This window comes from Pedobacter suwonensis, assembly GCF_044762335.1.
In the GTDB taxonomy this organism is placed as follows: Bacteria; Bacteroidota; Bacteroidia; order Sphingobacteriales; family Sphingobacteriaceae; genus Pedobacter.
Genome location: NZ_JBIWEB010000002.1, coordinates 56,056 through 78,240, shown reverse-complemented (window position 1 = coordinate 78,240; position 22,185 = coordinate 56,056). Strand labels below are relative to the sequence as shown.

General features: G+C 38.2%; 15 protein-coding genes. 11 read left to right on the top strand and 4 right to left on the bottom strand.

All coding sequences use genetic code 11. The features are described 5' to 3' along the window. Window positions 1–885 carry an NmrA family NAD(P)-binding protein gene (locus ACIQXP_RS03965; RefSeq protein ID WP_387504557.1) on the bottom strand — a complete coding sequence of 295 codons (885 nt, stop codon included), beginning with the start codon at window positions 883–885 and terminating at the stop codon, window positions 1–3. Window positions 886–924: 39 nt separating this feature from the next. Between ACIQXP_RS03965 and ACIQXP_RS03960 the strand changes: the two genes are divergently transcribed. Then, complete coding sequence (locus tag ACIQXP_RS03960) at window positions 925–1,320, top strand: winged helix-turn-helix transcriptional regulator (RefSeq protein ID WP_387504556.1); 396 nt, start codon at window positions 925–927, stop codon at window positions 1,318–1,320. Window positions 1,321–1,638: 318 nt separating this feature from the next. On the opposite strand, the gene ACIQXP_RS03955 is transcribed toward ACIQXP_RS03960, so the two are convergent. Then, window positions 1,639–1,962 carry a DUF493 family protein gene (locus ACIQXP_RS03955; protein ID WP_387504555.1) on the bottom strand — a complete coding sequence of 108 codons (324 nt, stop codon included), beginning with the start codon at window positions 1,960–1,962 and terminating at the stop codon, window positions 1,639–1,641. 480 nt (window positions 1,963–2,442) lie between these two features. Here ACIQXP_RS03955 and ACIQXP_RS03950 point away from each other — a divergent pair, with 480 nt between their 5' ends. The 6 genes from ACIQXP_RS03950 to ACIQXP_RS03925 all read left to right on the top strand — a co-directional run bounded on the left by ACIQXP_RS03950 (window position 2,443) and on the right by ACIQXP_RS03925 (window position 12,135). Next, a complete protein-coding gene (locus ACIQXP_RS03950) occupies window positions 2,443–4,746 on the top strand; it encodes an ATP-dependent helicase (RefSeq protein WP_387504856.1) in 2,304 nt (767 codons plus the stop codon). 493 nt (window positions 4,747–5,239) lie between these two features. Beyond that, the gene (gene smc, locus ACIQXP_RS03945; protein ID WP_293741524.1) at window positions 5,240–8,779 is read left to right on the top strand and encodes a chromosome segregation protein SMC; all 3,540 of its coding nucleotides are present in this window, start codon (window positions 5,240–5,242) and stop codon (window positions 8,777–8,779) included. A 211-nt stretch (window positions 8,780–8,990) separates the two neighbouring features. Continuing rightward, window positions 8,991–9,176, top strand: coding sequence for a hypothetical protein (locus tag ACIQXP_RS03940; protein WP_205058253.1), 186 nt, complete (start codon window positions 8,991–8,993; stop codon window positions 9,174–9,176). 152 nt (window positions 9,177–9,328) lie between these two features. Then, window positions 9,329–10,306, top strand: a complete 978-nt coding sequence (locus ACIQXP_RS03935; RefSeq protein ID WP_387504554.1) for a M28 family peptidase — start codon at window positions 9,329–9,331, stop codon at window positions 10,304–10,306. 177 nt (window positions 10,307–10,483) lie between these two features. Continuing rightward, the gene (locus tag ACIQXP_RS03930) at window positions 10,484–10,855 is read left to right on the top strand and encodes a BlaI/MecI/CopY family transcriptional regulator (RefSeq protein WP_145860721.1); all 372 of its coding nucleotides are present in this window, start codon (window positions 10,484–10,486) and stop codon (window positions 10,853–10,855) included. A gap of 125 nt (window positions 10,856–10,980) precedes the next feature. Then, complete coding sequence (locus ACIQXP_RS03925; RefSeq protein WP_387504553.1) at window positions 10,981–12,135, top strand: M56 family metallopeptidase; 1,155 nt, start codon at window positions 10,981–10,983, stop codon at window positions 12,133–12,135. An 8-nt stretch (window positions 12,136–12,143) separates the two neighbouring features. Here ACIQXP_RS03925 and rsmG read toward each other — a convergent pair whose 3' ends face one another. Both rsmG and ACIQXP_RS03915 read right to left on the bottom strand, forming a co-directional pair. Then, window positions 12,144–12,779: a 16S rRNA (guanine(527)-N(7))-methyltransferase RsmG gene (rsmG, locus tag ACIQXP_RS03920; RefSeq protein WP_387504552.1), complete on the bottom strand. Its 636-nt coding sequence runs from the start codon at window positions 12,777–12,779 to the stop codon at window positions 12,144–12,146. A gap of 25 nt (window positions 12,780–12,804) precedes the next feature. Continuing rightward, window positions 12,805–14,022 carry a glycosyltransferase gene (locus ACIQXP_RS03915; RefSeq protein ID WP_387504551.1) on the bottom strand — a complete coding sequence of 406 codons (1,218 nt, stop codon included), beginning with the start codon at window positions 14,020–14,022 and terminating at the stop codon, window positions 12,805–12,807. A 43-nt stretch (window positions 14,023–14,065) separates the two neighbouring features. Between ACIQXP_RS03915 and tgt the strand changes: the two genes are divergently transcribed. From tgt to ACIQXP_RS03895, 4 genes are all read left to right on the top strand, one after another. Then, complete coding sequence (tgt, locus tag ACIQXP_RS03910; RefSeq protein WP_378934141.1) at window positions 14,066–15,196, top strand: tRNA guanosine(34) transglycosylase Tgt; 1,131 nt, start codon at window positions 14,066–14,068, stop codon at window positions 15,194–15,196. Between the two features lies 1 nt (window position 15,197). Continuing rightward, window positions 15,198–16,301: an LptF/LptG family permease gene (locus ACIQXP_RS03905; RefSeq protein WP_293741519.1), complete on the top strand. Its 1,104-nt coding sequence runs from the start codon at window positions 15,198–15,200 to the stop codon at window positions 16,299–16,301. A gap of 2 nt (window positions 16,302–16,303) precedes the next feature. Beyond that, complete coding sequence (locus ACIQXP_RS03900) at window positions 16,304–17,182, top strand: DMT family transporter (protein WP_387504550.1); 879 nt, start codon at window positions 16,304–16,306, stop codon at window positions 17,180–17,182. 2,197 nt (window positions 17,183–19,379) lie between these two features. Further along, window positions 19,380–22,184, top strand: a complete 2,805-nt coding sequence (locus ACIQXP_RS03895) for a TolB family protein (RefSeq protein WP_387504549.1) — start codon at window positions 19,380–19,382, stop codon at window positions 22,182–22,184. Window position 22,185: the final 1 nt, after the last annotated feature.

Here is a 22,185-nt window from a genome sequence, read left to right as displayed (position 1 = left end):
TTAGTTGTGATATGCTGAAGCAAAATCTTTGGCAAAATCTTCAAGTTTAATGTTCCCTAAAACAGGTCTGTTTTTGTAATAATCTACAAACAGTTTATTACTTCTGATCGCATCGCCCATTTCTACATAGTTTTTGGCTATTTCTTCGGGTAATCCTGCCCCTACCATTCCGTTAAATGCCTCTTCATCGCTAAATTCAACCCATGGTAATGTTGGCTTACCAACAGCCATACCCAATGCTTTTGCAACATCAGCTGGCGTGCTTTCATCATCACTGGCTACATATTGGATGGTTTTACCTGTAAAATTACTTTCCAAGACTTCTGCAGCTGCCACTGCAATATCAGCAGGATGTACCAAAACAAGTCTGGCATCAGCGCCAAAATTAGAACCCAGTATATCTGCATGTTTAACCATATCGATGTTGGCTAAAAAGTTGATGTAAAAGTAACCGGCACGCAAATGTTTAACATCTACCCCATTTAATTCGGCAAAAATATTTTCTACGTCGTGCAAGCCAGCTATAGGACCGGTTCCATCAGGCAGATCTGCACCTACACTACTTAAATTCACCACTTTTTTAACCCCCGACTTTTTTATGGCAGCAGCATAATTTTCGCCAATACCTTTAATATATTCCCTGAATTTTGGCGCAGCAAAATTTGGCGGAACCATGGTGTAAATGGCATCAGCCCCTGCGAAAGCATTTGTTAAAAATTCTGTATCGTCTACACTACCAATTAAAGGTATTGCGCCCAGGGCTTTAATTTCTTCGGCTCTATCGGCATTGCTGCTGATCACTTTTACTTCATGGCCTTTGGCCACCAATATTTTGGCCAGCGGCTTTGTAATATTACCTGTTGACCCTGTTAATGTTATTTTCATGATTTTTTATTTTTAATTACTGAGTACAAAGCTATATTTGTGCTTACTTTTATACAAGTACTTACCCCAAAGTATGTAACCATGACTGCTGTTAAAGAAAGTTCGACCCGTAATTTCAATAAAGGCGTAGCGCTAACCAGCTGCCCTGTTACTTTTGTAATGGAAAAAATTGGTGGTTATTGGAAACCGATTATTATTTTTCATTTGATGAGCGGGCCAAAACGCTATAGTGAGCTAAAACGAGCCATACCACAGATTACAGAAAAAATGCTGATACAACACTTAAAGCAATTGCAAAATGACGACCTGGTTCACCGTGATGCACAAGCGGTTATTCCGCCTGTAGTGACTTACAGTCTCACCAAATCAGGGCAGGATCTTTTTCAGGTATTGGATTCGATGGTAGATTGGGCCATTAAAAATGGCTCTGTTTAACCTCATTATAGACAAAATAAGGGTTTGAGTAAAACTTTGGCTCATTTTACCATTTAAGACACATAAGGTACATATAAGCCAATACAGGGTAGATCATGAAATAAGTTTAGCATGATGGCTTTATGTGTAATTGATCATTAGGCGATATATTCTTTTTATTGATTGGAAATGAAAGGATGGTTTTTCATCGGAAGCTGCAGTCCTGCTGTTCACTGTAGCCCTCATGCTTCGGGGCTGCCGCTGCCATCAGGTTTACGAACAGCGTAGCTGCAAACGGCGACCTTGAAAATGAAAAACGCATCTATACATCGAAACGGCCTAAAGGATCATAATGCCTTTGATGTTTCCAGCCTGCTTGTAAACTGCAATCACCTCATCCGCATTTTGCACTGGTTTCTTTACCGTAATGGAAACATATTTCCCTGTTTTTGAAGGCTGCTCCATAAACTCATCGTTAGGTAAAATGGCACGTAACTCCTGTATTTTATCTAAACCTCCGGTAATGATAAATTTAAAATGGTAAACACCCGGAAATTTTTCAACGCTTTCCAGTTTCTCTTTTAAATTCACATAAATATCCTGGCTGGCCCCTTCCGGGATATCGGTAAACTCAATATCCTTATTTGTTTTTTTCTCTTCCATTATTGTACTATCTCAAATTCTATACCTAAAAAATCAGTATGAAATTCTGACAGTATACACAGTTATTCGATTGAAATAAACATCAATTTGGGTTTTGAACCTTTAATAGCAGCATAAACTCAATTTACCTAAACCTTGGCGAAGCGGATACCGGCCTGGGCGTAAGGCCTGCAGGCGTATGAGCAAAGCAAAGGGCTATACAACCCTATGAAATACAGGTTTGGCTTTCCCCTAAATTATCGAAGGTACAATTCATACCCAAATTTAAGCTCACGATCTTTTTATATTATTACCCAATAAAGGAAAGATGCTGACCACCAAGTAGCTTTTAGACCTAAAAACAATAAGAATAGCTAATAAAATAAGTTCAGCATGACGAATGATTTGCACGAGCCATTGGATTTTTAACTAATTACCAACACCTTTGGCAAAAAGCCCCGGGAATTGTTATTTTTGAACCTCAAAAAAACAGGAGCCGATTTGGATTATTTAGCAGGATTAAACCCACAACAAAGAGCAGCAGTAGAGAACACAAAAGGACCGGTAATGATTGTTGCAGGTGCAGGTTCGGGCAAAACCAGGGTAATTACTTTTCGTGTAGCCCACCTGATCCAAACCGGTACCGATCCATTTAACATCCTGGTTTTAACCTTTACCAATAAAGCGAGTAAAGATATGCGCGAGCGTATCAGCAAAGTGGTTGGCGCAGAGGCGAAAAACATTTGGATGGGTACATTTCACTCTGTTTTTGCAAAAATTTTACGCGTAGAGGCCGAAAAAATCGGTTATCCGAACAATTTTACCATTTACGATACCGACGACAGTAAAAGTGTAATCCGTGCCATTTTGAAAGAAATGCAACTGGATGATAAATTATATGCCCCAAATTTCGTGTACGGCCGGATTTCTTCGGCAAAAAACAACCTGATATCATGGGGAGAATACCAGGCTAATGACCAGATTCAGGCTGAAGATATCCAGAACAAACGCCCGCTGTTAGGCCAGATTTACGAAACCTATGCCAAACGCTGTTTCAGGGCAGGTGCAATGGATTTTGATGATTTATTGTTCAAAACCAACATCCTGTTAAAAGAACATCCGGATGTTTTAAATAAATACCAGCAAAAATTCAGGTACCTGATGGTGGATGAGTACCAGGATACCAACTTTTCACAGTATACGATTGTGAAAAAACTGGCTGCCGCTTATCAAAACATTTGTGTAGTGGGTGATGATGCACAAAGTATTTATGCTTTCCGTGGTGCAAATATCCAGAACATTCTGAATTTCGAACGCGATTATCCCGATTTAAAGGTTTACAAGTTAGAACAGAATTACCGTTCTACCCAGAATATTGTTGACGCAGCAAGCAGCATCATTGCCAACAACAAAAACCAATTGGAAAAAAATGTATTTTCCGAAAATGATCCGGGCGACAGGATTAAAGTTGCCCGTGCTTTTACGGATAATGAAGAAGGAAAACTGGTTGCCGAATCCATTATCCAGGAGCGCAGCCTAAAAGGTTATACCTATCACGATTTTGCCATACTTTACCGTACCAACGCGCAGAGCCGTGCAATGGAAGAAGGTTTGCGCAAACTGAATATTCCTTATAAAATTTACGGGGGCACCTCTTTCTATCAACGTAAAGAGATTAAAGATTTAATTGCCTATTTCAGGTTAACTTTTAACCCGAAAGATGAAGAAGCCATTAAACGGGTAATCAACTATCCAAAACGTGGTATTGGCGATACCTCAATCGATAAAATCATCGTTGCAGCCGATCAGCACAACCTCACCATGTGGGATGTGATTTCGAATGCACACCAATATGTTGATGGACGTTTGGCCAATCAGCTCAATGATTTCGCCATGATGGTGCAGAGCTTTCAGGCGGAAGCTAAAAAGCTTGATGCCTATGATTCTGCACTCTTTATTGCTCAACATGCAGGTATCTTAAAAGAACTATATACCGATGACAGTGTTGAAGGACGCGCGAGATATGAAAATATTCAGGAATTATTAAACGGTATTAAAGAATTTGCGGAACGTGAAGATATTGAGGAAAAAGGCCTTGATATTTTTATGCAGGATGTTGCGCTTTTAACCAACGATGATAAGGACGGCGATAAAAATAAGGATACCGTTTCTTTAATGACGATCCACTCGGCCAAAGGTTTGGAGTTTAAGAACGTGTTTATTGTGGGATTGGAGGAAAACCTGTTCCCATCACAGATGTCGTTAACCAACCGCACCGATTTAGAAGAAGAGCGCCGTTTGTTTTATGTAGCCATTACGCGTGCAGAAGTAAAACTGACCATCACTTATGCCACTTCACGCTATCGTTGGGGCACTTTAACCAATTGCGAACCCAGCCGTTTCATTAACGAGATTAATCCGAAATTTCTAGAACTGGATGTTAAACCAGCCAAATCAAACAGTTTTGAAGGTAGTTTTGACGGCGAGCGTAAATCGTGGACATCGCAGCCACGCGATTTCATAAGTAAACCAAAACCGGGGGCCGGTGCAACTACTTCCGCCCCAGCCGCACGTCCGAAAACAACTTCATTACTGGCAAAAGCACACGTGCCAACACCTGGGTTTACGCCATCACAACCGCACGAGTTTCAAGGTGGTATGGAAGTGGAACACGAAAAATTTGGCTTTGGAAAAATTATTAGTTTAGAAGGCACTTTACCAGATGTAAAAGCCACTGTATTTTTCCAGGGCTTAGGTAATAAACAGTTGCTGCTTAAGTTTGCAAAATTGATGATTGTGAAATAAACGTAGATTTTAATTTAGCCGCCTAAATTCAGAGACGCTGAAACAATTAGATTCTTCATCCCGAACTCTTTTCAGGACCTTTAATAGATAGTCAGCAGATTGCCATTGACAGAATCATTCGGGTGGTCGTCATTCTCGCGCATGCGGGAACCACGAAGTGCTCAGCGAAGCTAATCTTAAAGCACTCTGCAATAGCATTAGGATTCCCAATTAAATTGGGAATGACGAACTATCAAAATATAATTTGCTTGGTAAGCCAGCATAAATCTTTTTGATACACCCCCTTTTATGGATAAACATTTAATCAGATGCTGGTTCAAATCCGATAACTAACTATCGGATCAGCAAGGCGACTGCTTTTGAAGATTATGCCCAACCCTGTGCCCTCAGTGCTTTCTTTTCGTGGCCTCTGTGGTTAAAAACACGCTTATTAAAACTTGAAAAACCATAAAATTATCCTTAATATTGGGTCCGGTTCTCCCGATTACAAACCATGCAGCTTACCAGGTTAGAAATTAAAGGCTTTAAAAGCTTTGGCGATAAAGTGACCATCAACTTTAATGAAGGGGTTACGGCTATTGTAGGACCTAATGGTTGTGGAAAATCGAATGTAATTGATGCCATGCGCTGGGTGCTGGGCGAACAGAGTACCAAAGCATTACGCTCTGAAAAGATGGAAAACATCATTTTCAACGGCACTAAAAACCGTAAACAGGCACAGCTTGCCGAGGTTTCATTAAGCTTTGATAATACCAAAAACATCCTTCCTACTGCCTACTCGCAGGTTACGGTAACACGCAAACTGTACCGCAATGGCGATAGCGAATACCGCTTAAATGATGTGCAGTGCAGGTTAAAAGATATTACCGACCTTTTTCTGGATACCGGGATCGGCTCTGATAGTTACTCGATTATCGAGCTGAAAATGGTAGATGAAATTATCACCAACAAAGAGCATAGCCGCAGGTCGCTGTTTGAGGAAGCATCCGGCATCTCTAAATACAAACTCCGTAAGAGACAGACTTTCAGTAAATTAAAAGATACAGAAGCCGATTTGGAACGGGTAGAAGATCTGCTTTTCGAAATCGAAAAAAACCTTAAGACCTTAGAAAACCAGGCACGTAAGGCTGAGCGTTATTATAAACTCAAAGAACAGTACCGCGAGTTGAGTGTACAACTGGCCACGCATCGCATTGCTTTTTTCCGTACTGATTTAACTGCACTAGAGGCCCAGGAGCAGCTGCAAATGCTAAACCGTACCGAGCTAAGCACCAAAATAGATACCGGTGAGGCCGAGCTGCAGAAGCTTAAACTGGGCAGTATCAGTCAGGAGAAAAACCTTTCGGTACAGCAAAAAGCCACCAACGAGTATGTTTCCAAAATCCGCGCTTACGAAAGTGAGAAAAAAGTAAAAAATGAGCAAATGCGTTTTTTACAGGAAAAAGAAACGCGTTTATCGGGCGAACTGGAAAAAGATAAAAACCAGGTTAACCACATCAAATACAACATCAAACGTTTAAATGAAGAAGTGGTAACAGAAGCGGAAGTATTTAACCGTCTCGAATCTGACTTAAAACAGTTAAAATCGACGCTTGATACCTTGCGTGAGCAGCAGCAGATTGAAAAAAACCGGATCGACAACCTGATCAAATCTGTTAACGACCTGCAAAACCAGGTATACCAGTCGCAAAAAGAAATTGATATCCTCAACATCCAGAAAGATGCCCTGGTACAGGAAAGCAACCGCAATGTAGATGATACCGAAACGAAAACGCTGGAATTAAAGGCTTTTGATCACGCCCTGGCCGAACTTGATATCCAGGTAAGAGAAAAGCAGGCCAATATTAAAAACCTGATTGAAGCAGAAGAGATCTTAAAAGAGAAATTAGCCACTTCAGAAAGTAACTTAAGTTCCAATAAGGAAAAACTAACGGCCGAAAACCGTAAAAAAGATGCCAGGCAAAACGAATATAACCTCACCAAATCACTCGTTGATAGTCTGGAAGGTTTCCCTGAATCGATCCGTTTTTTAAAGAAAAGCAATGCTTTTGCTAAAAATGCCTTGCTCCTTTCCGATATTTTATTCTGTAATGAAGATTACCGCATAGCCATTGAGAACTATCTCGAACCGGTAATGAACCATTATGTGGTTGACCTGTATACAGATGCCGTTCAGGCGATTAACCTCTTAACCGATGCCAGCCGCGGAAGGGCAAACTTTTTCGTTTTAGAAAATGTTCCGGATAAAAACCCAATTCCCGTTAGTCAAGAAGGATTGACACCTGCTTTATCAGTGGTAGAAGTTGATAAAAAATACCAGAACCTCTGCAATTTGCTTCTGCAAAATGTTTACATCGCTGAAAACGAACAAGAAAACCGATTTAAAAACACACCGACTGACAGTTTAACCATATTAGCTAAAAATGGAAAATATGCCCAAACCAAATTTACCCTGGCTGGTGGTTCAGTAGGTTTGTTCGAAGGTAAAAGGATTGGCCGCGCCAAGAATTTAGAGAATCTGGCAAAAGAAATTAAAGCTTCAGAATCGCTGATCAATCAGTATAATGCCGCCATAAAAGCCGAAACAGATAATATATTTAACCTGAAAGAGGCTTCAAAAATTAATCAGATCAACGCTTTACAACAGGAAATGAATCGTTTAAATAACGAGCATATTTCAGTACAAACGCGCCGCGACCAGTACCAGGAGTTTATTACCACCAGCGAAAACCGAAAAACAGATATTGCGCAAAAAATCGTATCGATAGAAAAAGCCTTATCAGAGAAATTACCGGCCTTGATTCAGTTGCAGAAAAACCAGCGGGAAGCACATGTGAATCTACAGGAGCAGCAACTGAACTATCAGGAAATTGCCGACCAGGTAAACGAAAGTGCCGGTAAGTACAACCAGGATAATATCCGTTTCCACCAACAACAAAATAAGTTATCGGGCTTAGAAAAAGATTTAGATTACCGTTTTGTACAGGAAGAAGCCTTAAATAAGCGCATTGCCCAAAATGATAAAGAATTGCAGGAAACCCTGGTACAAATAACGGCAACTTTGCAACACACCGATCTGAGCGACGATACACTTTTAGAGATGTATCAGCAAAGGGAGGAGATGGAAAAAGGGCTTGCAGAAGCAGAAAAAGAGTATTTCGAAATAAAGGGCAATATTAACCAGGTAGAAACCGATTTAACCAACATCCGTAAAAACCGCGAAGAAACCGATTTCCTTCTAACTGAAATCAAGGATAAAAAGAACGCTTTAAAAATCGACCTGAATGCTTTAAAAGAGCGTTTGGCGGTAGAATTCAATATTGATATCAACGATCTTTTAGAAACAGATACCGCTATTGAAGCGCTGGAAAGTGAATTTGAACTCCGCCAGAAAGTAGAAAAAATGAAACGCCAGTTGGACGAATTTGGCGCCATCAACTCTATGGCCATGGAAGCCTTTAAGGAAATGGAAGAGCGTTATACGTTTATCCAGAACCAGAAAAAAGACCTTAACGCGGCCAAAACCGATCTTTTACAAACGATTAAAGAAATAGACGATACCGCAAAAGATAAATTTATGCAGGCTTTTACCCGGGCCCGTGAACATTTTATCGTGGTTTTCCGCTCCTTATTTAATGAAGAAGACAGCTGTGACCTGATTTTATCCGATATCAATAATCCTTTAGAAGCTGACATTGATATTGTTGCCCGCCCCAAAGGGAAAAGGCCATTGTCGATCAATCAGCTATCCGGTGGCGAGAAAACGTTAACGGCTACCGCGCTGTTATTTTCGCTTTACCTTCTAAAACCTGCGCCTTTCTGTATTTTCGATGAGGTTGATGCACCCCTGGATGACACCAACATCGATAAATTCAATAATATCATTCGTAAATTCTCCGATCAGTCGCAATTTATCATCGTATCGCACAACAAACGCACCATTGCCAGCACCGATATCATTTACGGGGTAACCATGGTAGAACAAGGCGTTTCAAGGGTTGTAGCAGTAGATTTAAGGGAAGTAGCGGCTTAGCGCTGTATTTTCGTCATTGCGGGGAGGTACGACGACGCAATCTTTTATTTGCATTTTTTCAATTAAGAAAACGAAAGCCACAACCATTGGCGGTCTGCAGTAATGTTGTACACTTTACCCGTTTTCATTAGGTTTAGCATGCAATACAGTACAAAAAACAGCGTTGGAATAGCGTACTGAAAAATGTATATTTGTTAATAACACCAAAGATATGTTAGCCACAGTTAAAGGATATTACGAAAAAGGAAAAATAACGCTGAAAGAAAAAGCGCCTGTACAGACCAAAACGGAAGTTATAGTGACCTTTTTAATGGAAGATAAACCAGTCCCAGCCAAAAGGATTCCTGGTGCGTTTAAAGGCAAGATATCAATTCCAGATGATTTTAACGATCTTTAAACCTGCGTTTGACAATTAATTATATTAAAAGATTTCCAATTAAAACTGAAATTTAGATCCGTCACCCTGAATTCATTTCAGGGTTCTATATTGCAGGAAAGATGCTGAAATAAATTCAGCATGACGATTCTATCATACTATAACCCTAAGACATGAAAATTCTATATATCCTACCCTTAGCCATGACGCTCAGCTGCTGTTCATCAGTAAAGAACCAGACGGGGTCTACAGATTCCGGCAAATTAGATACCCAGTTATTAAAAGATGTTGAAGTATTATCATCAGATGCTTACCAGGGGCGTAAAACAGGTACTAAAGGTGCTGAAATGGCCAGAGCTTACATTATAGAAAGATTTCAAAAACTAGGGTTAAAATCTTACCCACAGCATGTAAACTATGCCCAGGAATTCACCTTTAATGATAGAAATAGTGCGAAAGTAAACGGAACCAATATTATCGGCTACATTCCAGGCAAAGGAAACAATGTGATCGTGGTTTCTGCGCATTACGATCACCTGGGTGTGATAAAAGATGAAGTTTTCAACGGTGCAGATGACAATGCATCGAGTACTGCCGGATTATTAAAAATTGCCGCCTATTTTGCAAAAAACAAACCCAACAATACCATTATTTTCGCTTCTTTTGATGCGGAAGAAATGGGTTTACAGGGTGCAAAAGCATTTGTAGGTAATCCACCTGTGCCCATTAATACCATCGCTGTTGATTTAAATATGGATATGATCAGTCATAGTGATAAAGGTGAATTATATATATGTGGGACTTTCAAATATCCCGATTTAAAGAAATATGTAGATACGACTAAAACCAATATCAAATTACTTTTTGGCCACGACGATCCTAAACAAGGCCATGATGACTGGACCAACCAAAGCGACCAGGGTGCATTTAATGCTAAAAATATTCCCTTCCTATATTTTGGCGTCGAAGATCATAAGGATTACCATAAAGCCAGTGATGAATATTCGACCATTACCAAACCATTTTTCAGTAATGCAGCGAGTGCCGTATTAGATGTCGTAAAAAGTATCGACAAACAAACCGGTTTACAGCAATTGTTAAAAGATAAAATGATCATGACGGACAATCCGCGAAAATCGCAAAAATTCTAATAAGTTTTAAGTGTAAATGGTAACCTGCCCTATCGGCAGGTTTTTTTATGCTTTATATTTTTTTATAAAAAATTAAAATACTGATTATCAAATATTTAAAAATAAAACTATAAAAATAGTTTGAAAACTATTTTTATAGTGGTAACTTCAATTAACCAAACTACAAAAATAGTTGCTATGATAAAAGAACTCACAAAAGCAGAAGAACAGGTGATGCTTATCCTTTGGGAAATGGGCGAAGCCCTGGTGAAAGAGGTCATCGAAAAAATGAATGAACCCAAACCCGCCTACAACACGGTTTCGACCGTAATCAGGGTGCTGGAAAGTAAAGGCTTTGTTGACCATAAGGCGATCGGTAATACACATATCTACTACCCTATCATCAAAGAAACTGATTACAAACGTTTTGCATTCGACAAGGTAATGAACAATTACTTCGAAAATTCTTATGAAAGCCTGGTTTCCTTTCTGGTGAAGGAAAAAAGTATGAGTAACGAAGAGCTCAACGAAATTATTCAATTGGCAGAGAAACTTAAAAAAGACAAGTGATGAGCTGGCTATATTATTTACTCGAAGCAAATCTATACCTGATCCTGTTTTATGGATTTTATAGATTATTTCTCCACAGGGAAACCTTTTATGTTTTAAACAGATCTTACCTGATTTTCAGTTCGATGCTGGCTTTTATACTTCCATTTGTTCAGCTGGGGTTCTTAAAGAAGGAAATCGTTTTCCACTATACAGGATCTATCAGGATTGACGAACCTACATCCTATTTTACGCTGGAAAACGTCCTTTTAGTATTATATCTGGCAATTTCATCAATTTTAATACTAAAATTTTTGTGGGGGCTAAGACACCTTGCAAAATTAATGCAAAATGCACATAAGCGTAAAGAAGATAATATCACTGTTATTGACATCAAACATTCAAAAGTGGCATTTTCATTCTTCAATCTACTTTTTATGGATCCGGAGATGAACCAAAAAGCTACTGTGTTAAAACACGAAATGGTGCATATTAAACAAAAACATAGTCTTGATATCATGTTATTCGAACTGATACAGATTTCCAGCTGGTTCAACCCGGTTATTTACTTCATTAAGAACGATATCAGGCTTGTACATGAATACCTTGCTGATGAGGCTACTACCAGAAAAGACGTTGCGAAATATGAGTATGCGTTGTTTCTGATCCAAAATTCGTACGGGAATGACAAAATTACCCTTAGTAACCATTTTTTCAATTCTTCATTACTAAAAAATAGAATAAATATGTTAAACCAAAAAAAATCAGCAAAATGGGCCAGGCTCAGATTGTTATTTATCCTTCCGTTAACCGGATTTATGCTATGCCTATCTACAATGGCATTTACAAAAGATTATGCTACCATCCAATTTGGACAGAAAAAGGAAAGCTTAAACATTGTTTTACAGGATACGACGAAGAAAAAATCGGATAAAAAGAGACTGCCTCCTCCACCTCCAAAAGAACCAAGCCCAGCCAAAGTCAAAAAGAGGAAAGAAATAAGGATAAATGAACCCGTTATCATCAATTATGACAAAAGATTACCACCGCCGCCCCCAGTAGAACCAGTTCCTTTAAAAGCAAAAAAGAATAATGAGTCAAAAATAAATAAAGTTCAGTTTGCTTCACCTACTGTTAAAAAGGACAGCAAAAAACTACCTTCGTCAATAATGATCACTCCGGATACAAAGCCTGTCCCTCCACCTCCGCCTGCAGAACCAAAAGCAACAAAAGGTGAAGTAATGAGAATCACCTTAGATGCACCAACTCCAACTGAGACAAAGCCAGCTAAGAAGGGTTAATAGAATACTTATTGCGGTACGTAAACCACATATTTGGTTTCAAAAAAATCTTCCTCAAAATAAGCTGAAAGCGGATATAATTCTGCTTTCAGTTTCGACTCCCTGATCTCTTCTGCCAAATCGCCACCTTTTAGATACAAAATTCCATTTGGAATAGCATTTATTGAATCTTTTTTAAATTTACCCTGTATCCATGGATAAAATTCGCCTAAACGGGTAACCGCCCTCGACACCACAAAATTAAACTTTTCTTTAACCTGCTCAGCCCTCAAATGATCGGCACGCAAATTTTCTAAACCTAGTGCCGAAGCCACTTCTTTTACCACTTTGATTTTTTTCCCGATAGAATCAACCAGGTAAAACTGCGTTTCAGGGAATAAAATGGCTAAAGGAATACCCGGGAAGCCGCCTCCAGTTCCCACATCCAACACAGACTCTCCTGCTTTAAAGGTACAAATTTTAGCTATTCCCAATGAATGGAGCACATGGCGCTCGTACAACTCTTCAATATCTTTTCTCGAAATTACATTGATCTGTGCATTCCAGAAGCTATATAACTCAAACAACCGGGAAAACTGCCCAAGCTGTTTTTCAGTTAGATCGGGAAAATATTTTAAAATGATATCTGGCTTTACATCTGGCATATTGCAATAACTAAAAGATTATGAACTATTTCCATTTTACATTTTTCTTCCCAAACATGGATAAAAATCCGTTTAAGGTTAAAAACAGAAACAAAAGTATATCTAAAATCGGGAACCACCAACGTAAATCGCCATAGTTTAACCGTTTAAGTAATTTAGGATAGATAAAACATCGGATCACAATGCTTAATCCGAGGATGCCGAGTGCTACATATTGCGCTTCGCGACTTAAAAACATACAAGCAGCAAAAAAGGCATAAAACAGAAACTGGGAAATAATCTGAAGGCTCAAAATAAATTTATGTTTCGGTTTATAAAACTTACCAGCACCAAAATGGCGTTTTTTCTGTCTCAAATAACCTGCCCAGTTTTTATTTGGCTCACTCCATACGTGGCTATCCGCATGTATGCGAATCTCGGTATTATAGATGTTGGCGTGTGCATTTACAAACAAATCATCATCTCCGGATGGAATATGCATATGCGCTGCGAAGCCCTTATTTTTAAAAAACAGCGATTTTTTATAAGCCATATTTCGTCCAACCCCCATGTAAGGCATGCCTTTCAGGGCAAAAGAAAGGTAGTTAACCGCAGTAAAAAAGGTTTCGAACCGGATCAAAGCATTCAACAGGCTGCGCTTTTTCATATAAGGCGAATACCCCAATATAATTTCCGTTTGCTCATCGGCGGGCTGCTGCATATCCATCAGCCAGTTGTCAGATGCCGGCATACAATCGGCATCTGTAAATACCAGCCAATCATATTTGGCTGCTTTTATGCCCATGGTAACGGCGAACTTTTTACCGGCAATAAATTTATCGTTATCTAAAATTTTTACTACCTTGATGTTACGATGCTGCTTTTCTAAAGCTTCTAAAAAGTCCTCGGTTCCATCCCAGGAACGATCATTGACCACCACCACCTCAAATTCAGGATAATTTTGGCTGAATAACGAAGGAAGATATTTTTCCAGATTAACAATTTCATTTCGGGCACAAACAATAACACTGATCGGTTTACGCGCCGAAAACGGTACTTCCTCAACGCTTACCCTGGCCAGCTTCAAATGAACAAATAATACATAATAAAGCTGAACCAAAAGGCAAAAAACCAATATGGAGAGCAGAATAATTTCAAGTGGGGTTAATATCACGATGGTAAAATAAATAGGCGCAAATTTCTCATTTTTAATCTGTAAATCACTTTTATGTGGATAAAAAATTAAACAAAAATATGCCCTCAATTTTTGCTATTTTTGGCAGATTTTTGACGAGGAAAAATACATGATGAAATTTAGTTTACAGGCTAACGACCCCCTATCTAAAGCCAGGGCCGGAACGGTCACCACTGCTCATGGCGAAATACAAACACCTATTTTTATGCCTGTGGGTACTGCCGGAACGGTGAAAGCCGTACACCAGCGTGAGCTTAAAAATGATATTGACGCAAAAATCATTCTCGGAAATACTTACCACCTTTATTTGAGACCAGGACTTGATATTCTTGAAAAGGCAGGTGGCCTGCATCAATTTATTGGTTGGGACCGCCCGATTTTAACTGATAGTGGAGGTTATCAGGTATATTCATTAAGTCAGGTACGTAAAATTAAGGAAGAAGGCGTTACTTTCCGTTCTCACATTGATGGATCAAAGCACCTTTTTACCCCTGAATATGCCATGGATATCCAGCGTACCATTGGTGCCGATATCATTATGGCCTTTGATGAATGTACCCCGTATCCATGCGACTACACCTATGCGGCCAAATCGATCAAAATGACCCACCGCTGGTTAGAGCGCTGCTGTACCCATTTTGACAATACGCAGCCTAAATATGGTTTCGACCAAACACTTTTCCCTATCGTTCAGGGCTCTGTATATAAAGATTTAAGAATTAAATCGGCAGAATTTATTGCTGGTATGAATCGTGAGGGCAATGCAATAGGTGGCTTATCGGTAGGTGAGCCTGCCGAAGAGATGTACGCCATGACGGAAGTGGTATGCGATATATTACCGGCTGAAAAACCACGTTATTTAATGGGCGTTGGTACACCCATCAATATATTAGAGAACATCGCATTGGGCATCGATATGTTCGATTGTGTAATGCCAACCAGAAATGCAAGAAATGGCATGTTATTTACCAGGAATGGCATTATCAACATCAGGAATAAAAAATGGGAAAATGATTTTTCTCCTTTGGATGCAGAAAGCGATCTGCATGCCGATCAGGTAACCACAAAAGCTTATTTAAGGCACCTGGTCCATAGCAATGAAATGCTTGGCGCTCAAATTGCTACCTTACATAACCTGCATTTCTATCTCTGGCTGGTAAAACAGGCCAGGGAAAAAATCATTGCAGGCGAATTTTATGAGTGGAAAAACAAAATGGTTAAAGTGTTAGGCAATAAGCTATAAAATGAATCTGTTAAAAGGGAGAATAAAAATCATCGATCAGTATATCATCGGGAAATACCTGGGTACATTTATTTATACCCTTGCCATTTTCGTGATCATTATTGTTGTTTTTGATCTGTCGGAAAAAATGGATGATTTTATGAAAAGTGGCCTAAGTTTTTGGGGAATCCTTTCCAAATATTACGCTGGCTCCATTCCTTTTTATGTGAATATGCTTTCGCCACTGATTAATTTCATTGCCGTAATTTTCTTTACGGCTAAAATGGCCGATCAGACCGAGATTGTGCCGATTTTAAGTGGTGGTGTGAGTTTTAACCGGTTTTTATTTCCTTACCTGGTGTCGGCCTCCATTATTTTTTCGGCCAATCTACTTTCCAACTTATACCTTCTTCCCTATACCAATACCTTAAAAAATAGCTTCGAGAATACGTATGTAAAGCGTAATGATCCCTCCACAAAGTCCAAAATCCATATGAAACTGGACGACAAAACCTATATTTATATTGATAATTTCGACAACAAAACGAATTCAGGATATCGGTTTTCTTTGGATAATTTTAGCGGAGATGTACTGACCAAAAAAATCGTTGCAGAAAATATAAAATGGGATTCGCTTAAGCGTAAATGGCAGTTGAGCAACTACTCTATCCGTAAAATTGATGGTCTGAAAGAAACCATGATTTATGGTAACGGCAAACTTAAAGATACCATTCTGGATATGCGTCCTGACGATTTTTCGGCCTATGATAACGTGGTGCAAAACTTAACAACCAGAGAACTTTCAGAGAAGATCAGGAAAGAAAAAATCCGTGGCACAGGTGTAATGAACGACCTTCAGTTTGAAAAATACAAACGTTACCTGCACCCACTTTCGGCTTATGTGTTAACGCTGATCGGTGTTGCACTCTCCTCGCGTAAAGTTCGCGGTGGGGTTGGTGTATCTTTAGGTATCGGAATCTTCATTAGCTTTGCTTACATCGTATTTAACCAGTTTACCCAAATGTTTTCGACCAAAGGCGGATTACCTCCTTTCGCAGCCGTTATCATGCCTACACTATTCTTTGGCTTACTAGGTTTTTACCTGTTAAGAAAAGCACCAAAATAACGATGGACATTACCAAAAAGAATTTACTCATCCTCCATCTTACCGTATTTGTTTGGGGCTTTACAGGCGTGCTCGGTAAGTTGATTTCTATCGATGCAGTACCCATGGTTTGGTACCGTGTAATGATTGCCGCAGCCACACTCTTAGCGTGGTTTTTAATTACCAAAAAGAACATTAAGATCAGCAAAAAACAGTTCATTCAATTCTTTTTAACAGGAGGAGCTGTAGCTATCCATTGGATATTTTTTTTCCATGCCATTAAAGTTTCTACGGTTTCGGTAACCCTGGTTTGCCTGTCTTCTTTTACTTTATTTACGGCAATTTTAGAACCGCTGATCAAAAAACAACCCATACAACCTGGCGATATTTTAATCGGCTTACTCATCATTCTGGGAATATATATGATCTTTAAATTCGAAGGTCAGTATACATTAGGAATAATTTTTGGTCTTTTGGCTGCAGTTGCATCCAGCCTTTTCTCGACGATAAATTCCACGCTGGTACAAAAAAGCGAACCTTCCATCATCAGCTTTTATGAACTTGTTGGGGCATTTTTCTGGATCACCCTATATCGTTTATATGATGGTTCGCTGCTCAATACGGGGTTCAATCTTAGCGCTCAAAACTGGTTCTACATTGCGTTGCTAGGCACGCTTTGCACATCTGTTGCATACGTTGCAGGTGTTGCCGTAATGAGAACTTTATCTGCTTTCAGAGTTGCTTTAATTACCAATCTTGAGCCTGTGTACGGCATCGTATTGGCCTTTATTTTTTTTCAAAGCAAGGAGCAAATGACAGGTGGATTTTATATCGGCGCAACCATTATATTGGCCTCGATTTTTCTTTATCCCATTTATAAAAAGAGAAAGAACCAGCTCTAAAACAAAGCCTAGTAATAGGATATATTTTTGAAAAAGCTAACCGTTTTTTATTAAGATAATTTAAGCTGAACGATCTATTGTATCTCTATATTTTGATGGCCGATTTTTTTTTCAGATCTGATTACCAACAAAAGCATGATCGAAAATTTTTAAAAGATAGCGCAGAACATCAGCTTCAAACGGCTCAAAACAAACTACCACAATACCAATTTAGAAGTAACCAAACTTGTCAAAAACCAATCGTTAAAACCTATCAAAATACTTTATCCAAGCGATAGCAGTTCCATATAAACAGGCGTAATTAAAAAAGGAAACTGAGATTAAAAAAATGTAATTTCCCAACAAGATAGGAATCTAAGACACCTCTACTTCGCCGCTAATTTGCCACCTCGAAAAAAAATACGTTTGCCAAAAACACCTAATGTGATCGCGTCTTCCTTTCAGAACAAGGCGATATCAATTAACTGTCTGAAGTTGTAATTATAGCATAACAAAGCTGAATTATTATATCCTTAGATTATACCTTTTTTACCGATAAAACTTAGGAAGAGTTCAGCAATATCAGATGAGCAAAAACGTAAAAAATACCATCTGGATCAACCTCAAAACAGAACTATAAATCAAGCTTTACAATATAATTTTAACTTATCAAAAATGAATATTTTCTAAACGAAATTCCTTTGATAGCCATCTAAATAAATCTTTAAAAAAGAGACTAAATATAAAGCCAGTAAAGCACAAATTTCGAGTATAAAATAGATTACAAACAATCAATCAATATATATTAAAAACAGGTCTGAAATCAGGAAAATATAAAAGTTAAAAGATTAAATTTTTCAATGAAAAATTCACTGACAAAACAGCTTCAAATCAACGATAGAAACTACCAAAAACCCAACATGAAAATACTGAAAAAACTAAGGATTTATTAGCGAAAAAATCTTATAAAAAACTCGTTAAATCCCAAATAAAAAAATACTACTTACATCTTAAAAAAGCAGCGATAAAACAATATTAAATCCAGAGATTTTTATACTAAAATTCAGATAAGTAAATGCCAACGTATCTTCCTGAAATAAGATAGAACTATCTCGAAGATGATATACCAGTTCTCAGCATAGTTTTCAATTTGAAGTACAAACAGTTTCTATGCAGCCACAAAACAGCGTAGTTTTTTGTAATTAATCATTATCAAAACACTAAAAATTCAGGCGGTAAAAACTAAATTGTTGGACCACTTTTCACGCCTAAAGATGAAAAATTATCAGATTCCACTATTACGATCTGAAAATACGTTCTGATCAAAAAAAATGCGTTTAAACCACAATAAAGCAGCTTTTTACTTCAAAAAATGAAATTTCGATAAAATATCAGGAGAAAGCCTTTATTCACGAATATCGCAAGGAAACCGCATTATCCAGGCAAAATTTTACGGTTTTTTAGGCTTAAAGTCAACAAAAAATATACAGATCATTAAAATTTAAGCCGAATTTATACCTAAAATTTAAGCTCCAAAACCTGGATTTGTACTCAAAAATTACTGTTTTAGGAATACATGAACTTCCATATTAATATTTTAAATTGATCTAAACCCGATTAATTCGGCCAAAATCGGGATTCAAAATACCTTAAAATTAAGCTGATACCTCAGCAAAAAAAACAGACATTATGTCATTATAAAAATCTTAGGCCACCATAATCTGATTTTTTTCGTTTCCAAAAATTTTAAAAACTAACACAACAAACGTTTCAATTATTGATTATCCCGGTCAGTTTTTCGTATTTAAAAATCAATTTCGCTGTCGAGAATTCCTTTAATTTCCCAGGCATTTGTTAATCTTCCAGAATCATCCATTGACGTTATAAATTCCATAGCGCCTGGCTTAGCTCAGAGAACTGAACTCATCGTCTTAAAGTCATACATAATTTAAAAATGGAAGAAAAAATTTTCAGGAAAATCGATTAATAAGTGTAAATTAATTGAATAAAAACTGATGAAATTAAGAATAGGCCTTTAAGCAACAATCAGTAGTATATTTATGCAAATTTTTATTGATAAACGAACATTTTACCAATTCAATTATATTACAATAACATTTGTAAATCAGATATTTAAACAAATTTATATAAATTAAAAATTCACAATTTTAAACAACTATAAATTTTAAAAGACTAAATATTTTAGCAAAGATTTTAGATGAACTTAAAAAAATCAAACAAAAAACTAATTATCAGCTATTTAAGCACAATTACTTTAAGTTTTGTTTCATTATCGATTTATGGGCAGATTTTCAGCACTGCGCAAAACCCACTTAGTGTAAGATGGAACTACATTTCATCCGGCGGCTTCAAAATCATTTATCCCAAGGAACTGGAGAAAGAAGCCCAAAGAATGGCTAATACCCTACCCTTTATCTATAGCAAAATCGGGGTAGGCCTGAACCAGCAACAAACCTCTATCCCACTACTTCTACAGAACCGGGGAACGGTAGCTAATGGCTTTGTTCAGTTAGGACCGAAGAAGTCGGAGTTCTATGCTACGCCTCCACAGTTTTTTGACAGCCAGGATTGGCTGAACAACCTTGCTGTGCATGAACTCAGGCACATTGCACAGTTTGACAAATTGACAGGAACACAGGCACACCCTTTTCCTGAACTGGTTTACTTCGCATACTTTGGCGCGGGTATACCCATTTGGTTTTTCGAGGGCGATGCTGTGGTGAACGAAACTGCTTTGACGAATTCGGGCCGGGGCCGGCAGCCAAACTGGATCATGCCTTACCGGGCTTCACTTCTGGAAGGAAAAAAATTTACCTACAGCAAAGCCTATTTTGGCTCGAACAAAGAAGTAACACCGGGTTATTATCAAACAGGCTATTTGATGGTATCTGACATGAAGGAAAAATATGGTCAGTTCATTTCAGACAGTTTACTTGGCGACATCAGGAAAAGACCATGGAGACCGTATCCATTTTCTAAAAGCTTAAAAAAATATACCGGAGAAAACACGCGGCAATATTTTTTATCTACCCAGAACAAGCTGGCAGAAACATGGAAAAAACAGGAAGAAAAATCTTCCACAGAAAAATATGAAAGCTTAAATAAAAAAACAAAAATAGCAACGCATTATTTCTTACCGGTAAGATTAAATAAAAACCAGGTTTTAGCCCTTAAAGAAAGTAAAACTGATGCCCGATATTTCGTCATTATTAATGAGGATAAATCGGAGCAAAAACTATTCGGAATCGGTTATCAGGAACAACCCTGGTTTAGCTTAAAAAATGATCTTTTGGTTTGGGATGAAATCCGCTATGATCCCAGGTACAAACAGCGGAGTTACAGTATAATCTGTTCGTATAATTTAAAGACCAAAAAATTCAATAAATTGAGCAGCAAAAGCAGGCTCTTCTCTCCCAGCCTATCTGAGGACGGAAAGAAAATTATTGCAGCTAAGATTGAACTTAATAATAAATTTAATTTAGTAGAGATCGATGCCAGCTCAGGAAAGATTTTAAAGACTTATGCAAATCCTGAAAACGAAATCCAGCAAACAGCTTCTTTTGACCGGTCAGGAAATAAGGTAGCTTATATCAGCGTAAGCGAGAAAGGAAAAAGTTTATGGCTCGTTGACGGAGAGAAAAAATCCATACTCATTTCCAACAGCCGACAACAACTCAGCCGACCGGTTTTTATTCAAGATAAAATTGTTTTCAATGCACACTTTAACGGCATCGATAATATTTACGAAATAGATCCCGTTTCAAAAAAAATCACAGCACTTAGCGCATCTAAATACGGAGCCTTCAACCCTACAGAAAGCGGTGATGGAAAAATTATATTTAACGATTACAAAATCAACGGTTATGAAATTGCCGAAATTCCTGTCAAAGAGAAACCGTTAGGCGAAAATAACTTTGTGGATTTTTCGGCAGCAGCAGAAAAGCAGGAAAATGTTGGTAATGTTTTTCAAAACATTCCAGATAGCATCTACCCATCGAAGCGGTACCATACAGCCTTAAATCTTTTCAACATCCACAGTATAGTTCCGGTAATTGACAACGAATATGTTTTTGGTTTAGCACTGCAATCAAACAACCTGCTTAACACAATGGATTTTTATTCCGGCGCAAAATACCACCGGGATTTAAAGCGTTTTGAATACACTGCAGATATCAGTTATAAGGCACTTTATCCTGTATTGAGCATCTTGTATCGGAACAGACCTAAACGCACGTTCTACCGCACTAAAAACACCATACAACAAGGCGATTGGCGGGAGAACTATATCAAACTTAACGCATCCCTTCCATTATCATTTAATGCACGCAATAACAACTATAGTTTTACCCTGAATACAGCAACCAGTTTTACGCAAAGGTACATGCCTGAAAACATGCCTGCCGGTTTTATACGCGAGCTTAAATTTCCGATGGAGTATAATTTTACTTTTAACCACAGCGTACGCACGACCGAGAGAGACATTGCACCCAGATGGGGACAGGTGTTCAGGGCAACTTACAATCACCAGCCCTTTGATCAAAATTTGAAAGGAGAAATTTTAGCGCTCGAAAGCTTCCTTTACTTTCCGGGTTTTGCAAAAAACCATTCCTTTCTGGCGAGCTTCAATTATCAAAAAGCAACCGGGGTAAATCAGTACGCAACAGAGATTGCAACTGTTTATGGGTACAACAATATTTTAGCTAAAAGTAAACTACAAAACAGCCTGCTTTTCAATTACCGTTTTCCATTTGCCTTTCCTGATTGGGAGTTAGGTCCTTTGGCCTATGTCAGAAATTTTAGGGCTGGTTTATTTTGCCATTATGAGAATATCGGGAAAGGCACAACTTTTAATGATCCTAAAACATATGGGGTAGAATTAAACACCAGTGTAAACATTTTACGCTACCAACCTGTTGTAGATTTAGGGGCAAGATTGGTTTTTGTTAATCAGATTTACAATCAAAATCCGATATTAGAGTTTTCATTTAATTATAGTTTTTAAA

Excerpts from the sequence above, each read along its gene's own strand:
- ACIQXP_RS03965 (WP_387504557.1), bottom strand. The coding sequence starts at position 885 with ATGAAAATAACATTAACAGGGTCAACAGGTAATATTACAAAGCCGCTG.
- ACIQXP_RS03955 (WP_387504555.1), bottom strand. The coding sequence starts at position 1,962 with ATGGAAGAGAAAAAAACAAATAAGGATATTGAGTTTACCGATATCCCG.
- smc (WP_293741524.1), top strand. The coding sequence starts at position 5,240 with ATGCAGCTTACCAGGTTAGAAATTAAAGGCTTTAAAAGCTTTGGCGAT.
- ACIQXP_RS03940 (WP_205058253.1), top strand. The coding sequence starts at position 8,991 with ATGTTAGCCACAGTTAAAGGATATTACGAAAAAGGAAAAATAACGCTG.
- ACIQXP_RS03935 (WP_387504554.1), top strand. The coding sequence starts at position 9,329 with ATGAAAATTCTATATATCCTACCCTTAGCCATGACGCTCAGCTGCTGT.
- ACIQXP_RS03930 (WP_145860721.1), top strand. The coding sequence starts at position 10,484 with ATGATAAAAGAACTCACAAAAGCAGAAGAACAGGTGATGCTTATCCTT.
- ACIQXP_RS03925 (WP_387504553.1), top strand. The coding sequence starts at position 10,981 with ATGCTGGCTTTTATACTTCCATTTGTTCAGCTGGGGTTCTTAAAGAAG.
- rsmG (WP_387504552.1), bottom strand. The coding sequence starts at position 12,779 with ATGCCAGATGTAAAGCCAGATATCATTTTAAAATATTTTCCCGATCTA.
- tgt (WP_378934141.1), top strand. The coding sequence starts at position 14,066 with ATGAAATTTAGTTTACAGGCTAACGACCCCCTATCTAAAGCCAGGGCC.
- ACIQXP_RS03905 (WP_293741519.1), top strand. The coding sequence starts at position 15,198 with ATGAATCTGTTAAAAGGGAGAATAAAAATCATCGATCAGTATATCATC.
- ACIQXP_RS03900 (WP_387504550.1), top strand. The coding sequence starts at position 16,304 with ATGGACATTACCAAAAAGAATTTACTCATCCTCCATCTTACCGTATTT.
- ACIQXP_RS03895 (WP_387504549.1), top strand. The coding sequence starts at position 19,380 with ATGAACTTAAAAAAATCAAACAAAAAACTAATTATCAGCTATTTAAGC.